Below are 13,496 nucleotides of genomic sequence, written 5' to 3' on the forward strand. Positions count from 1 at the left end.
GGTATGACGAGCCGTCTTTATATTTTACAGAAATACCCTTAAAATATGGAAACCATGAACAGTGATGATGATAAAATAAATGTAAATACCATTGAACGAATTATTTCAGTAGGTTTCGGCGCATTGCTTTTGCGAAGTTCATTGAAAAAATTCAACCTTTTGAAGACAATTCCTAGTATCTATTTAATATATAGAGGAATTACAGGTAGGTGTTTATTATATAATGCGATTGATCTGGATAGCACTGAAAGACATAATGTTAATGTTAGGAGTTATTTTACTATTAATAAGCCTCGTGAGGAGCTTTATCAGTATTGGAGAAATCTAGAAAATCTTCCTACATTCATGGAACATCTTCTATCGGTAAAAGTTCAGGAGAATAAATCTACCTGGACTGCTAAAATACCAGGGTATCACCGTGAGATTACATGGGATGCGGAAATTGTAAAGGATGAACCAAATGAGCTAATCGGATGGCAATCGATTCGTAATCCACTGATTTTTAACGCCGGAAAAGTGGTATTTAAAGATGCTCCAAATAATCAAGGTACCGAAATAACGGTCATCTTTAGCTATAGACCTCCCGCCGGTATTTTAGGAGAAGGGCTTGCAAAAGTACTAAATAAGCCTTTGGAGTATTTAATAGCAAATGAAGTAAGGGGCTTTAAACAAATAATGGAAACGGGAGAACGAGCGACGAACAAACTGAATAAAGAATAAGTATTTACAGCATGCTGTTGTTCGATTCAACAATCTAAGATGATGTATAAACACTCGCCGAACAGGTGACATGATAGAATTATAAATATGAAAGCATTATGTTGGAATGGCGTTAGGGACCTCAAGGTAGAACGTATACCTGATCCTACTATTGTAAATCCAAAGGACGCAATAGTTAAAGTTACGATGAGTTCGGTTTGCGGGTCCGACTTGCATCTTATAAACGGTTTTGTCCCGAGCATGAAAGCAGGCGACGTAATCGGCCATGAGTTTATAGGAGAAATCGTAGCGATCGGAAAAGAGGTAAAGGGATTACAAATAGGCGACCGGGTGGTGGTTGTTTCTGTTATCGGCTGTGGAGAGTGCCACTATTGTAAGCAACAAACCTGGTCGCTTTGCGACAATTCGAATCCAAATGCCGGATTACAAGAAAAGATTTATCAATATCCGACAGCAGGTATTTTTGGATATTCGCATTTATTTGGAGGATACGCAGGTAGTCATGCCGAATTTATACGCGTTCCATTTGCAGAATACGGGGCCTTTAAAATTCCGGAAGATATACCTGACACCAAGGCAGTTTTCGTTTCCGACGGTATTCCCACCGGCTTTATGGCGGCAGAAATGGCCTCCATAAAGCCAGGAGATATCGTGGCGGTTTGGGGCGCAGGAGGTGTCGGACAAATGGCAATACAGAGTGCTTACTTAAAGGGCGCTGAAAAAGTTATTGCAATTGATCGATTTGACTACCGTTTGGCAGCGGCTGCCACCTATAGCCATGCAGAAGTGTTAAATTATGAAGCAACGGATATATTGGAGGCGTTGAAGGAGTCAACAGGAGGAAGGGGCCCGGACTGTTGCATCGATGCAGTCGGGATGGAGGCCCATACGACTGGGATGGAACATTATTACGATCGATCCAAGCAATTCTTAAGACTGCAATCCGATCGCCCGGCGGTGTTAAGACAAGCTATAACGGCCTGTAGAAAAGGTGGAACGGTATCAGTTGTGGGCGTATATGCCGGTTTAGTTGATAAAATCCCAATGGGTCTGTTTTTGAATAAAGGTCTGACAATGCGAGGTGGACAAATGCACGGGCAACGTTATGTACCTCAGCTTTTTGAGCATATCCGCAACGGAAAAATAGATCCATCTTTTTTATTGACACACCCGATGTCATTGGAAGAAGGAGCGTATGCATACCGCATTTTTAATGATAAACTAGATAATTGTATGCGTGCAGTGTTCATACCTTCTCAATCATTCGTTGGCGACTAATGAAAAAATTTCCATTGAAGCAATGAACAAAGCCCTTCAAGCTCTGGAAAAACACTAAAGGCATTTACGCCCAATGTGTGTAATTCATCGCGAACGGACTCTTGACATTTTCCAGGAATCATGATTTTGAGTAACCGAGATGCAAAGTCTTCTTCCTGATGTAGGGAAAGTCTTTTTTTAATGGATTCCGTGCTTTGAACAGTAAAAACACCTGATTGATTATTGATACGTTGCTTGATGATCCGAGGTCGGAACAACCTTGTCTTATTTACCGTAAAGGGATTATGATTCTCTTTCATATTTAAATAGTGTGCTTCCGTAGCCATCAATATCCATATAGTAGCATAGGGTTGCCGGGATCGCTCCATCTTATATTGCTCGGTAGCAAACCATAGCGCTGTTAAGGCATTATTCGACCAATCTAAGAGGCGTGTAGGCAGTCCATAATGTTGACCCAGGGTGAGGTAATCCCAATCATTCATTGCTTGATGTTCCTTCACCAATAAGAAATTTGCCCTTTTAAACTCTTCAAGTAATTGTTGCTCAACTTTCAGAAGATCTCCCTTAGGGCGTAATCTAAGTAATTTCGAAACCAGAGGATAATCAGCCGCCTGGCCCCTAAAAAGAAAGTCATGGCTTTCCCTTTCGTTCTGTTTTCTCTTAAAATCTTTAATGGTATCAAGATATTCGTTGACAGAGGTAATTTCTGCTTCCATCACATGATGTTTCTGAAATATATACTAAAAACGTACCGAAGGCCGTACAGTCTGTGAAAACCGGCATGTATATCGCTTTTTATTACATAACATAAACTTGTGATATGAAACCAACAAAAGCTTTTTTTCCAAGCATTGTCGGCACCACAGCAATGACGATCTTCAGCTATGCTGTTTCCGGCTCACGAGAGGAAAACTTCAAAGAACCGAAACTTCTCGCTGAGCTAACATCAGATTTTTTTGCAAAAGAATACAAATACATAGCTAAGCCGGGTGGTTGGGGTATGCACTATGCGATGGGACTTGCAATGGCGACTGTTTTTCAAGAGTTTTGGAAACAAAGAAAGCGGAAGCCTAATGTAAAGGATAGCGCTTATGCGGGGCTAATTAGCGGTTTAACCGGTATTCTTATTTGGCAAACTCTTTTTAAGGTGAGTGCTAATTCACCAAAAGTTCCTATTAAGCGTTATTACGGCCATTTAATTTTAGCACATTTGATTTTTAGTGCCGGCGTCGCGTTAACAAGCAGATTAGTAAGCCCTTTTAAAAAATATAGGTAGATTCATTCAATCGCCATAAACTTAGTACCGTCGGATACAACGGCAGCGCCGCTCACTTTCATTTTACTTTTCATCATTGGAAAGTGCACCTTTTCCAACCTCCGTTCTTTCTTCTTAAACAGATAATCACTTAACGAAGGAAGGCACTATAATCATATCCACAAAACAACTAATATCTAGGCCTTTAATAGATCGCCACTGTAGGTAGTTTTGGTCGGTGGGAAGTGCTGTTTTTCTACCGGTTATATCAGAAATTAGGACATAGAAAAAATCTTGCCAAATATGCATAAAAAATAATATGAAAAACGAATATCGACATCCATACAGTGGATGCTGTAATAAACACATCTTATCAGCCAATTTTAACCTCGAAGAGTTTCTGTTCTTTTTTTTACGAAACCAACCCGCTATTTAGGCACAAATCCTGTAACTCTATTATCAACTAATCTTATGAGAGATCAAAACAGAACAAGTATGGGAAAAGATAAAAATGGCAGTTTCGTGCCACCAAAAGGACGTCCTTCGGGCACAGGCCGAGAAAGTAGCGGACTACGTGATGCGTTTGCCGTTACTGGGTTAGATGAAGACAATGAACTGGCAGAAAAATATACCAGCGGTCCAGATAAGCCGGCAGCAGGTATTACAATTAGGCATCAAAATAGAAATGTCGACAAGGGACGGGATAGAGAAGAAGAGCGGTAAATTAAATAAAAATCGGTGAACATAAAACAGTAAGATTATGGCAAATTCAAAAAAAAACACAGAAGGAATGCCCAATGCGCATCTGCATGAATTATTTGTAGACGAATTGCGAGATATTCTAGGAGCCGAAAAGCAACTTTTGAAAGGTTTGAAAAAGATGGCCTCCAAAGCCAATGGTGAAACCCTAAAAAACGCATTTCAGGAACACCTATCGCAAACAGAAGAACATGTGGAGCGATTAAAAAACGTATTTGATTCCATAGGTCTAACAGCAAGGGGAAAAAAATGCAAGGCAATGGAAGGGCTGTTGAATGAGGCGGAAGAAATAATGGAAGAATTTGAAAATGGGGAAGTGTTAGATGCTGCTTTAATATCCGCAGCCCAAAAAGTGGAGCACTATGAAATTGCAAGCTATGGATGTCTGGTAACCTATGCCAAATTGATGGAACATTCGGAAGCGGAGGAATTGCTAGCCACTACTCTTAATGAGGAAAAGGAAACAGACGTGAAATTAACGGACATTGCCATGTCTGAAGCCAATGTTGCTCAATAGTTCATTAGTTTTATTTAAGTGCAAAGCCCCAGTCAGTTTTAGATTGGGGCTTTGATTTATTTCATACCCCGCATGATAGGAGCAATATATAATCGTAATCAAGTCCATTTTAGCGTATGGGCACCCCTTAAGGAAACAATGGTGCTACACATTGTATCACCTAAGGAGGCGAAATATAACATGAAACCAACTAGCGAGGGCTATTTTTGTTACAAGCTGAAAGATGCAACCGGTATCATTCGATATTTTTATCAACCTGATGATAATGAAAAGGATTATCCTGACCCGGCCTCGCGTTTTCAACCAGAAGGTGTACACGGTCCCTCTCAGGTAATTGACCATGCGCGGTTTCCATGGGAGGATGCCAACTGGCGCGGCATTGCTTCCCATCAATTACTTTTATATGAGTTACACGTGGGTACCTTTTCAGATGAAGGGACATTTGAAGGGGTGTTATCGAGGCTCGACGACTTGAAAACCTTAGGCATTACCGCGCTGCAGCTGATGCCTATTTGCCAATTTCCCGGGTTGCGAAATTGGGGTTACGACGGAGTTTATCCCTTTTCGGTTCAAAATTCTTACGGTGGTCCGATGGGGCTCAAAAAACTGATTAACAAATGTCACGAAAAGGGGCTAGCTGTTTTCATTGACGTAGTCTATAACCATTTAGGCCCCGAAGGAAACTATCTTGGCGAATATGGCCCGTACTTTACTGATAAGTATATGACTCCTTGGGGCCAGGCGATCAATTTAGATGGGGAATGGAGTGACGGTGTCCGTAATTACCTTTTGGCAAATATTGCGGAGTGGTTTGTTCATTACCACGTGGATGGTTTGCGAGTTGATGCTATCCATGCCATGTTTGATAATGGATCCGTTCCTTTCTGGGAGGTGGCCTGTGCCTATGTAAAGGAGCTTGAACGTGAGTTGGGGCGCCGACTATATATGATCGCTGAAAGCGATTACAATCATCCCCGGGTAATTCAGCAAGGGAGCGGAGGACTTGGTTTTGATGGACAATGGTTAGACGATTTCCATCACGCATTATATACGCTGGTCTTTCCGGAGGGGAAAAAATTTTATCAAGATTTCGGAAAGATAGAACAGCTTTCCAAAGCATATAAAGAGGGCTTTGTACACACCGGTGAGTACGTGGAAGCGAGAAAGAAAAGATTCGGTGCTTCCTCTGCCGGTATACCGGGTAGTAAATTCGTGGTCTTTAATCAAAATCATGATCAGATAGGAAATAAAGGGCAAGGCGAACGTCTATCAACCAGTTTGGACTTTGAAAGACTCAAAATAACGGCAGGCGCTGTTATTCTATCACCCTACATTCCGATGTTGTTTATGGGAGAAGAATATGCTGAAAAAAATCCATTTTCTTATTTTATTAATCACGGTGATCCACAGCTGATAAGAGCGGTAAAGGATGGTAGAATAAAGGAATTTGGAACGTTTATGGATAAAGAGGATGTATCAGCACCGGAAGATCCCCACGTATTCGAACGATCCAAATTAAATTGGGATAAGCGAACAATAGGAAAGCACGCAATGATATTGGATTGGTACAAAAAACTGATCAAGCTTCGGTTTTCTGATCCGGTTTTTTCTAACTTTAATAAAAAAGATATACAAGTCAATGTGATTGATAGGCTTCTTGTCCTACAACGAGTGAACGAAGGAGGAAGAGATAATACATTATGTCTTTTTAATTTCTCCGAAGACGAAACTATGTATAAGATACCTATCGGCTTCCCTTATTGGAAGGAACTACTTTTTCATGATCACTCACCGGTTTATTACCAAGGGACTTCGGTGGCTATTACACCGTGGGCGGTGTGGATATTAAAGACTCTCGAAGCGCAAGAAGAAGTATATTAAATAGCATTTGCCAATCATCTCCATACGAGTGATTATCGCATTTCTTCGAATAATATAGGATATGCGATCAATCACTAAGGGTTCTGACGGCCGACAAAGTCATTGATAATCTGTATGCTCATTTTGCTATTTTTTTCGATAGACGTAATAATCTTTTGTATATCTTCCTCGTTCAATGATTTCAATCTTTCGTTTAGCAAACGGGATAGATTTTTGATGTTGCCCAAAGGCCCACCTAAATCATGCAATAGAATATGAAGGATGGAGTCTTTTTTATCATTCAGCTCATTCAAATAGTCTATATCTTCCTTTATTGTTGTGATGTCAGTCACATAACCTAAAAATAGTTCTTTATCTAAACTATTGTCAATACGTGCATATAGAGAAAGGATATATGTTTTCTCGTTAGGGCGTATCGTCCTGAATTCAAAATCGGTGAGCGAATTTCCCTGACGTAAAAATGGGAGATATTTTTTCAAACGCCGGACATCATCCGGATGAACAATACGAGTGAGTTTATTTATACTCTTATCGCCGGAGCGGATGCCGAAAAAAGACTCAAATGATGTGTTAGCATAGCAAAAAAGCTTATCTGTTAAACTGTATATGAAATAATAGTGATTGTCTTCCGCAATAAGTGAAAGTAAAAGTTCCTCAATATTCTTCATAAAGAGTGTATTTGGAAGTTAATCGTTTGTTACCCAATATTAAATCGGTTAAATTAACAAAAAAGAATTGCAATAGCTACAAAGTTTGTGAACATTTGGCCCCTATGTACTTCATAATAAATCAATGACAGGCTACAATCTAACTGTTGTATAAAATTCCGTTTACTATAAACGACTGAAACAACGAGCTTGGTTTTTGATTACATAAATTCGTAGTTTTGCATTAAATTCTCTCGGTGTACATTAGTAATAATTGCGGATACATTATTGGAAACACCCTTTCAAACAGCGAAACTGAGCAAGAGACCGATTATCTTCCTTAAAAAAAGAATTGAAACCTTCGATTTTAAGGTCTATACATTGTTTCTTTTTAAAATTGATCCCATTGTAGCAAAGGAGGAAATTATACAATATTGCCGAAGCTATAATGCAGATAAACTCTCTAATACGACACTTTACGCATTTATTTTTTTTGACAACGAGAAATATGCTGATTTTCCTAAACGAGCTGCTACCTACATTTATGATACGCTGGAGGATAGCCTAGCTGTCCAACATATTAAATCTGTATACATCTCCAATGTTATTAACGGTTTTAGCAAGCTTTTTTATTATCCGACAAGTTATTTCTTTGGTCACGCAGAAGAACACTATTATCTGGATGGTTTAACAAAGAATATAAAGTAGGCATACAATAACTGTATCTCTCAAATTTACCGGAAATGTAACCCTAATCACTCGATTATTTTATCGAGATTTGACTTAGGTTAAAATCCGCTTAATATGGCTAACGATCTACTTAAAGCTTATTTTGCCCTCGCTGTTGTTTGTATAGTTTGGGGCACTACTTATTTTGCTATGCGCATTGGTGTTAATACCATTCCACCTTTTTTATTTTCCGGATTTAGGCAGGTTGTGGCAGGAGGAATACTATTGCTTTTCTTAAAGATAACCGGCGGTTGAACGCGCTCACCAGGACTAATTTTATACGTCAAGCAATCCCCGGAATACTGATGATTACGCTTGGTAATGGTGTTGTAGGTTGGAGCGAAAAATTTATTCCCAGTGGTTTAGCTGCATTGATTGTCTCTATCATGCCTGTGTACATCGTTATCGTTAGTTTTGGGAGCGGGGTAGATCGTAAAATGCCAAATATAGCAATAGTCACAGGACTAATCATGGGAACTTTGGGTATTATGCTCATTTTCAACGATAATTTGAGTGATTTGTCTAATCCATCCTATTTTACGGGAATGCTCGTAGCTTTCGGTGCAGCCTTAGCCTGGGCATCAGGAAGTGTGTACACAAAATATAAACCATCAAAGGCTGATCCACTTGTTAACGCCGCTATGCAAATGCTCATCGGGGGTATAGTGCTGCTACTAATGAGCCTTTTTTTAGACGACTTTAAATTAATTCAGCCAGTTTCCAGTGATAGCTTTTGGGCTTTAGTGTATCTGATTGTGATAGGATCGCTTCTATCATATCCCTGCTTTATTTATGCTTTGGATAAATTACCAGTGGGATTAGCTTCCATCTACGCTTACATCAACCCGCTTATTGCCTTAATGCTTGGCTTCTTTTTACTAAACGAAAAATTGACGACGATGACGCTGCTAGCGTTATTTACGACTTTAACCGGTGTCTATTTTATCAACAGAGGCTACCGTCAGAAAAATCACACGCTTCGTTTGACAAGCTCAAGAAGAGAACCGTAATTATTGGTTATTTTAAATAATTTAAACATATATGTAGCATAATTTCATCAAGATTCGTCTACTAAGTAGTAATGCGTATTACTTTTTGTTTATTATTTATTTATTTAAAAACTAACAGTTATGGAAACTAAAAATCAAATGAAGAAACCCTTCTTTGCCAGATTCTTAGAAGGACAAACAGCTCAAAATGCTAAAAATCAGAATGGTAATCAGCAATCTCCAAAGTCCGAGCTTCATCAATCGCCGGATTGGAATGTTACGTTGAAGTTCCCTTCGGACAGTGACGAGGGTCTGTAAGGTATCTGAATCTTAGCATCTACAAGGGGTTGGCGCCGACCTCTTGTCCATTTTGATTGACATGATCTTATGTATTACCCATTCCAGTGACTTTTATACTATCGACATCGTTCAAAACGCCTTAAATCGTATGGGTGTACCATCAATCCGATTAAATGTTGATGAATTTGCAATAAATTATAGAATTCATTACGATTTTACGGATAACGGACGGCAACTTTACCGATTAAATATAAACGGGCTAACCATTGAATCTTCTCAAATCACGGCCGTTTGGTATCGCAAGTTATGGGACTTAACAGTTCCCGACGATTTGGATCTAACTTATCGATCTGTGTTCGTGAAAGAGTACCGTACCTATTTACAGTTATTCTTTGATAGTTTGAAAGATTTATATTGGATAAATGATATGCAAGTAGACCATGCTGTTGGGGGCAACAAAATATATCAACTGAAAATTGCGAATCGCGTCGGTTTACGGGTTCCCAAAACCATTATTAGTAATGAAGCGGCAACTATCCGAGCGTTCTATAAATCCTGCGTAAACGGAACGATCATGAAGCTTCATGGTGCCTTAGAGAAAAGTATGCATGCCAAATCGTTTCTTCCAACTATAAAGCTGGCCGATGAAGACTTGAAGAACCTGGAAGAGTTATCCTACTGCCCTATGATCTTTCAAGAGTATATAGACAAGTTATATGAATTACGGATAATTTATGTTGATGGTGAGTTTTTCACCGGGAAAATTCAGCATAAAGAGATGCAGACTGACTGGAGAATCACTCGAGGGAGCTCTCCATCTTGGGAGCGATATCCACTGCCAAATGAAATAAAGCATAAATTACGAAGGATGATGCAACGCTTAAATCTGGGCTTCGGAGCGATTGATATGATAAGGAATAGGGAAGGTGCTTATATCTTCCTTGAAATTAATCCGCAGGGTGAATGGGGTATGCTCCAAAAAGAACTAAATTATAAGATCGGAGAAACACTAGCAGAAAAACTAATTGAGCACGCAAGGAAAAATGAGCAATAAGAAAGTATTAATTATTACCCACGAAGGTGATAACGCCTGTGTAGCAAACGTTACAGATTATATAGAACAGATTGGTGGTAACGTAATACGATTTGATGTAGATAAGTATCCAACAACGGCCTCCTTAACAAGTTCATACAACAAACAGGAGTGGTCTGTTGAGCTAGAAGGAACAATGGCTCAATTGTTGGACGACAATCTTACCGGTGTTTGGTATCGCAGAAGCCATTACATTGGTAGAAACCTTAAAAACCTAATCCATGATGCTTATTTACCCGCGACATTGGGAGAGGTTAAACGGACGCTCTATGGAATGGTAGAATCGTTGCCCTGCTTTCAGATGGAACGTTACAGCACCTATCGACGATTAGATAGCAAAGAAGAACAATTGAAAATAGCACATAAATGCGGTATGCAGATTCCTGCAACCTGCATCAGTAATTCGCCACAGAAGATAAAAGAATTTATGCAGCAAGTTGGGGGTGAGTTTGTTGCCAAGATGCAAAGCTCTTTTGCAATTGTTAAGGATAATATAGAACAAGTTGTATTTACAACTCTTTTAGATCCTGAGGATATTGAACAATTGGAAGACATTCAATATTGTCCTATGATCTTCCAAGAAAAGATAGAAAAAAAACTAGAATTGCGTGTGACCATTGTAGGCTACGAGTTTTTCGCCTTTAGCATCGATTCCCAAAAGCAGGAAGACACAAAGATTGATTGGCGTAAAGATGGACTTAGCTTGATAAACGAATGGAAACCTTTTCAGCTGCCGGAGAGAATAAAGAAAAGCCTGACACTTTTGATGGATTATTATCAATTGAACTATGGGGCCATTGATCTCATTGTAACTCCCGATGATGAATATTATTTTTTAGAAATTAATCCGGCAGGTGAATATTTTTGGCTGGACCAAATGTGCGGACATGCCATCTCACAACAGATCGCCAAAGTACTTATAGGAGCCGCATTAAGAAGAGAGTAACAACATGCAAAAACGATCCGGTGATTTTTTTGTATTAATTCTATTAGTCTCTATCATCAGCATAAACCAAGTGTTAGGGGCATGAATAAGAAAGTTGATATTAATAAGTGAAATGACAGCATCTTTTTTGCCTATAGACCTCAATACATGGCCGCGAAAGCCTTATTTTGATTACTTTTATTATCAATTGAAGACCAAGTACAATGTCAATCATCACTTGGAAATAACCGCGTTGCTCAATTCCATTAAAAAAAGACAGCTGAAATTTTATCCTACGTTTCTCTATCTTATAACAAAAACGGTGAATCAAAACGAAGCGTTTAGAATGGCTTTCGATGAAAATGGCATTTTGGGACTTTGGAACTTTTTAGTGCCATCATATACGATTTTTCACAAGGACGATAAAACATTTTCGGATCTATGGAGCCCTTATTACACGGGGTTTAATGACTTTTATACCACCATTTTGCACGACATGGAACAATACAGAGATATCAAAGGTATTCGTGTGAAGGCTGGACGTCCTGCTAACTTCTGTCCCATTTCTGCACTTCCATGGTTAAGCTTTACAAGTATTAGCCAAGACACTTACAGTGACTCGGATCTACTTGTTCCTATCATTAGATTTGGTAAGTACTATCAAAATATGGAAAAAACCCTACTGCCATTTTCTATATATGTACATCATGCAGTGGCCGACGGTTATCATACATCCAAATTTATTAATGAGCTGCAGGACTTATGCCGGGAAATTGATGATTGGATAGATTCGTAGATGCTAAGGGATCGAAAAGTCGCAAAACTGATCATTATTGGAAACCTCTTATCAAAGAAGGGGGCACCGAAGTCGCTTGTGGCTGGCTAACAGATAAATTTGGAATAAGTTGGTAGATTATTCCAAAGAAACTGAGTGCATTAGTAGGAAATCCGGAAAAACCCCAAGGGTGATGGCTGTTTTGATGCAAATGAAAAAGTTGATCATTGCTGATTTGGAAAATGCATAACTGTGATTCTGCTTTCTATCTTCTTATGTCCACCGTATTAAACTCGTCGGGTGCCCTCTTTTTTGAGCTTATATGTGGAACCTGCTTTTACAATGTTTACAGTGACATATAAAGTATACAGATATCTACTGAATATACACATAACGTCATGCCTTAAACGGTTGATTTTCATTGTGGCCTGAGAATTGCTTATATATGCTGATCGTAAAAAGTAGACACGAATGAAGAAGTTGATTTATATTCTTGAAGATGAGTCGGATATAAGGGATATATTATCTATTTTCTTATCTGAATATGCAGAGGTAAAAACTTTTGGGAACATTAAAAGCTTTAAAGAAGCCATGCTGGCTGTTATTCCCCATCTATTTTTACTGGATATAAATCTCCCAGATGGAAATGGATTGGAACTTGCAACTGATATTTCTAAAAATCAATTGGCTAAGAACAAACCAATAGTTATTATGTCTGCCCACGCAAAAGGTGACGATTTGCAAAAAAGAAAAGAGATTAGTGCTTTTATTTCAAAACCTTTTGACTTAAGTCAGATGGAGCAAAAAGTGGTCGAATTGTTAGAAGCATCTTAGTGATTTGGATAAAAGAAAAGACGGGCAATATGAAGTCACTGCCCGCCTAAAGGCGCGACCTATGGCCAGGATGTCTCAGTCATAGGAAGTACCATAATTTCCGGAATCACAGTTTCTTTTGGTAGTGATAGCACATACCGAACAGTATCGGCTACATTTTCAGGATCTTGTAGCAAATTAACATCAATGTCAGGGAAACGCTCCAGTAGAAAGGGGGTTTTCATTCCTCCGGCAATTACGGCAGTGACCTTTATACCCTCTTTACGTCCTTCCACGTGTAGGGCATGACTAAAGCCCAGCAATCCCCATTTACTCGCGTGATAGGGAGAGGCGTTGGCCCAAGCTCGTTTGCTCGCTGTCGACACGATATTCACAATATGTCCTTGTCCATTCTTTTTCAAATATGGGAAAGCGCTTTTTGAAACAATAAAGGGGCCACGAAGATTGACACTCATTACTTGATCCCATTCATTGAGGCTTAATTCTTCCACTGATTTAGTATAATCTACTCCTGCATTGTTTATTATCACATCAAGTCGGCCAAAATGGTCTACTACTTGTTTTAGTACGTTTATCACACTGGTTTCATCAGTTACGTCCATCACATATGATTGTGCATTGCATCCGGTAGCTGATATTTCTGCTGCCGTATGTACCAAATCATTTTCTCTTACATCTGTTAATGCAATGCTGGCACCGTCTCTTGAAAGCCTCTTACAAATTGCTGCTCCTAGACCACGGCCAGCTCCGGTAACTAAAACTACTTTATCTTGCAGTGAATTCTCCATAATATA

The 13,496-nt window shown here is 39.2% G+C and carries 18 protein-coding genes; 15 read left to right on the forward strand and 3 right to left on the reverse strand.

Going from position 1 to position 13,496, the window contains the following annotated elements:
• The first annotated feature begins 45 nt into the window (after window positions 1-45).
• Both M1D52_RS12565 and M1D52_RS12570 read left to right on the forward strand, forming a co-directional pair.
• A complete protein-coding gene (locus tag M1D52_RS12565; protein ID WP_437392718.1) occupies window positions 46-720 on the forward strand; it encodes an SRPBCC family protein in 675 nt (224 codons plus the stop codon).
• Window positions 721-807: 87 nt separating this feature from the next.
• Window positions 808-1,998: a zinc-dependent alcohol dehydrogenase gene (locus M1D52_RS12570; protein ID WP_437392719.1), complete on the forward strand. Its 1,191-nt coding sequence runs from the start codon at window positions 808-810 to the stop codon at window positions 1,996-1,998.
• Here M1D52_RS12570 and M1D52_RS12575 read toward each other — a convergent pair.
• Window positions 1,995-2,714: an FRG domain-containing protein gene (locus tag M1D52_RS12575; protein ID WP_130855902.1), complete on the reverse strand. Its 720-nt coding sequence runs from the start codon at window positions 2,712-2,714 to the stop codon at window positions 1,995-1,997. The genes M1D52_RS12570 and M1D52_RS12575 overlap by 4 nt on opposite strands.
• Before the next feature lie 104 nt (window positions 2,715-2,818).
• Here M1D52_RS12575 and M1D52_RS12580 point away from each other — a divergent pair, with 104 nt between their 5' ends.
• From M1D52_RS12580 to treZ, 4 genes are all read left to right on the forward strand, one after another.
• A complete protein-coding gene (locus M1D52_RS12580; RefSeq protein WP_437392720.1) occupies window positions 2,819-3,274 on the forward strand; it encodes a hypothetical protein in 456 nt (151 codons plus the stop codon).
• Window positions 3,275-3,748: 474 nt separating this feature from the next.
• Window positions 3,749-3,976, forward strand: coding sequence for a hypothetical protein (locus M1D52_RS12585; RefSeq protein ID WP_130855904.1), 228 nt, complete (start codon window positions 3,749-3,751; stop codon window positions 3,974-3,976).
• Window positions 3,977-4,013: 37 nt separating this feature from the next.
• Window positions 4,014-4,529 (forward strand): ferritin-like domain-containing protein, encoded by a 516-nt coding sequence (locus tag M1D52_RS12590; protein WP_013667047.1) that lies wholly within the window; start codon window positions 4,014-4,016, stop codon window positions 4,527-4,529.
• Window positions 4,530-4,601: 72 nt separating this feature from the next.
• A complete protein-coding gene (gene treZ / locus M1D52_RS12595; protein ID WP_437392721.1) occupies window positions 4,602-6,410 on the forward strand; it encodes a malto-oligosyltrehalose trehalohydrolase in 1,809 nt (602 codons plus the stop codon).
• 74 nt (window positions 6,411-6,484) lie between these two features.
• Here treZ and M1D52_RS12600 read toward each other — a convergent pair whose 3' ends face one another.
• The gene (locus tag M1D52_RS12600; protein WP_437392722.1) at window positions 6,485-7,078 is read right to left on the reverse strand and encodes a PAS domain-containing protein; all 594 of its coding nucleotides are present in this window, start codon (window positions 7,076-7,078) and stop codon (window positions 6,485-6,487) included.
• Between the two features lie 267 nt (window positions 7,079-7,345).
• Here M1D52_RS12600 and M1D52_RS12605 point away from each other — a divergent pair, with 267 nt between their 5' ends.
• The 9 genes from M1D52_RS12605 to M1D52_RS12645 all read left to right on the forward strand — a co-directional run bounded on the left by M1D52_RS12605 (window position 7,346) and on the right by M1D52_RS12645 (window position 12,702).
• Complete coding sequence (locus tag M1D52_RS12605; RefSeq protein ID WP_437392723.1) at window positions 7,346-7,765, forward strand: hypothetical protein; 420 nt, start codon at window positions 7,346-7,348, stop codon at window positions 7,763-7,765.
• Between the two features lie 96 nt (window positions 7,766-7,861).
• Entirely contained in the window at window positions 7,862-8,041 is a 180-nt protein-coding gene (locus M1D52_RS12610) for an EamA family transporter (protein ID WP_437392724.1), read from the forward strand.
• Window positions 8,038-8,796 carry a DMT family transporter gene (locus tag M1D52_RS12615; protein WP_437392725.1) on the forward strand — a complete coding sequence of 253 codons (759 nt, stop codon included), beginning with the start codon at window positions 8,038-8,040 and terminating at the stop codon, window positions 8,794-8,796. Before M1D52_RS12610 ends, M1D52_RS12615 begins: the two co-directional genes overlap by 4 nt.
• Before the next feature lie 120 nt (window positions 8,797-8,916).
• Window positions 8,917-9,093 carry a microviridin/marinostatin family tricyclic proteinase inhibitor gene (locus M1D52_RS12620; RefSeq protein ID WP_013667042.1) on the forward strand — a complete coding sequence of 59 codons (177 nt, stop codon included), beginning with the start codon at window positions 8,917-8,919 and terminating at the stop codon, window positions 9,091-9,093.
• A 61-nt stretch (window positions 9,094-9,154) separates the two neighbouring features.
• Window positions 9,155-10,129, forward strand: coding sequence for an MvdC/MvdD family ATP grasp protein (locus M1D52_RS12625; protein WP_437392726.1), 975 nt, complete (start codon window positions 9,155-9,157; stop codon window positions 10,127-10,129).
• Window positions 10,119-11,114 carry an MvdC/MvdD family ATP grasp protein gene (locus M1D52_RS12630; RefSeq protein WP_041387557.1) on the forward strand — a complete coding sequence of 332 codons (996 nt, stop codon included), beginning with the start codon at window positions 10,119-10,121 and terminating at the stop codon, window positions 11,112-11,114. The genes M1D52_RS12625 and M1D52_RS12630 overlap by 11 nt, the downstream gene beginning before the upstream one ends.
• 112 nt (window positions 11,115-11,226) lie before the next feature.
• Window positions 11,227-11,889: a chloramphenicol acetyltransferase gene (locus M1D52_RS12635; protein ID WP_130855912.1), complete on the forward strand. Its 663-nt coding sequence runs from the start codon at window positions 11,227-11,229 to the stop codon at window positions 11,887-11,889.
• Entirely contained in the window at window positions 11,874-12,005 is a 132-nt protein-coding gene (locus M1D52_RS12640; protein ID WP_437392727.1) for a VOC family protein, read from the forward strand. The genes M1D52_RS12635 and M1D52_RS12640 overlap by 16 nt, the downstream gene beginning before the upstream one ends.
• 334 nt (window positions 12,006-12,339) lie before the next feature.
• Window positions 12,340-12,702 carry a response regulator gene (locus tag M1D52_RS12645; protein WP_013667037.1) on the forward strand — a complete coding sequence of 121 codons (363 nt, stop codon included), beginning with the start codon at window positions 12,340-12,342 and terminating at the stop codon, window positions 12,700-12,702.
• Window positions 12,703-12,761: 59 nt separating this feature from the next.
• Here M1D52_RS12645 and M1D52_RS12650 read toward each other — a convergent pair whose 3' ends face one another.
• Window positions 12,762-13,490, reverse strand: coding sequence for an SDR family oxidoreductase (locus tag M1D52_RS12650; RefSeq protein ID WP_437392728.1), 729 nt, complete (start codon window positions 13,488-13,490; stop codon window positions 12,762-12,764).
• Between the last annotated feature and the right edge of the window lie 6 nt (window positions 13,491-13,496).

This window comes from Olivibacter sp. SA151, from assembly GCF_054130995.1.

What these genes read in the sequence shown, in the direction of transcription:
- M1D52_RS12565 (WP_437392718.1), top strand. Translation starts at nt 46, where the DNA reads ATGGAAACCATGAACAGTGATGATGATAAAATAAATGTAAATACCATT.
- M1D52_RS12570 (WP_437392719.1), top strand. Translation starts at nt 808, where the DNA reads ATGAAAGCATTATGTTGGAATGGCGTTAGGGACCTCAAGGTAGAACGT.
- M1D52_RS12575 (WP_130855902.1), bottom strand. Translation starts at nt 2,714, where the DNA reads ATGGAAGCAGAAATTACCTCTGTCAACGAATATCTTGATACCATTAAA.
- M1D52_RS12580 (WP_437392720.1), top strand. Translation starts at nt 2,819, where the DNA reads ATGAAACCAACAAAAGCTTTTTTTCCAAGCATTGTCGGCACCACAGCA.
- M1D52_RS12585 (WP_130855904.1), top strand. Translation starts at nt 3,749, where the DNA reads ATGGGAAAAGATAAAAATGGCAGTTTCGTGCCACCAAAAGGACGTCCT.
- M1D52_RS12590 (WP_013667047.1), top strand. Translation starts at nt 4,014, where the DNA reads ATGGCAAATTCAAAAAAAAACACAGAAGGAATGCCCAATGCGCATCTG.
- treZ (WP_437392721.1), top strand. Translation starts at nt 4,602, where the DNA reads ATGATAGGAGCAATATATAATCGTAATCAAGTCCATTTTAGCGTATGG.
- M1D52_RS12600 (WP_437392722.1), bottom strand. Translation starts at nt 7,078, where the DNA reads ATGAAGAATATTGAGGAACTTTTACTTTCACTTATTGCGGAAGACAAT.
- M1D52_RS12610 (WP_437392724.1), top strand. Translation starts at nt 7,862, where the DNA reads ATGGCTAACGATCTACTTAAAGCTTATTTTGCCCTCGCTGTTGTTTGT.
- M1D52_RS12620 (WP_013667042.1), top strand. Translation starts at nt 8,917, where the DNA reads ATGGAAACTAAAAATCAAATGAAGAAACCCTTCTTTGCCAGATTCTTA.
- M1D52_RS12625 (WP_437392726.1), top strand. Translation starts at nt 9,155, where the DNA reads ATGATCTTATGTATTACCCATTCCAGTGACTTTTATACTATCGACATC.
- M1D52_RS12630 (WP_041387557.1), top strand. Translation starts at nt 10,119, where the DNA reads ATGAGCAATAAGAAAGTATTAATTATTACCCACGAAGGTGATAACGCC.
- M1D52_RS12635 (WP_130855912.1), top strand. Translation starts at nt 11,227, where the DNA reads ATGACAGCATCTTTTTTGCCTATAGACCTCAATACATGGCCGCGAAAG.
- M1D52_RS12645 (WP_013667037.1), top strand. Translation starts at nt 12,340, where the DNA reads ATGAAGAAGTTGATTTATATTCTTGAAGATGAGTCGGATATAAGGGAT.
- M1D52_RS12650 (WP_437392728.1), bottom strand. Translation starts at nt 13,490, where the DNA reads ATGGAGAATTCACTGCAAGATAAAGTAGTTTTAGTTACCGGAGCTGGC.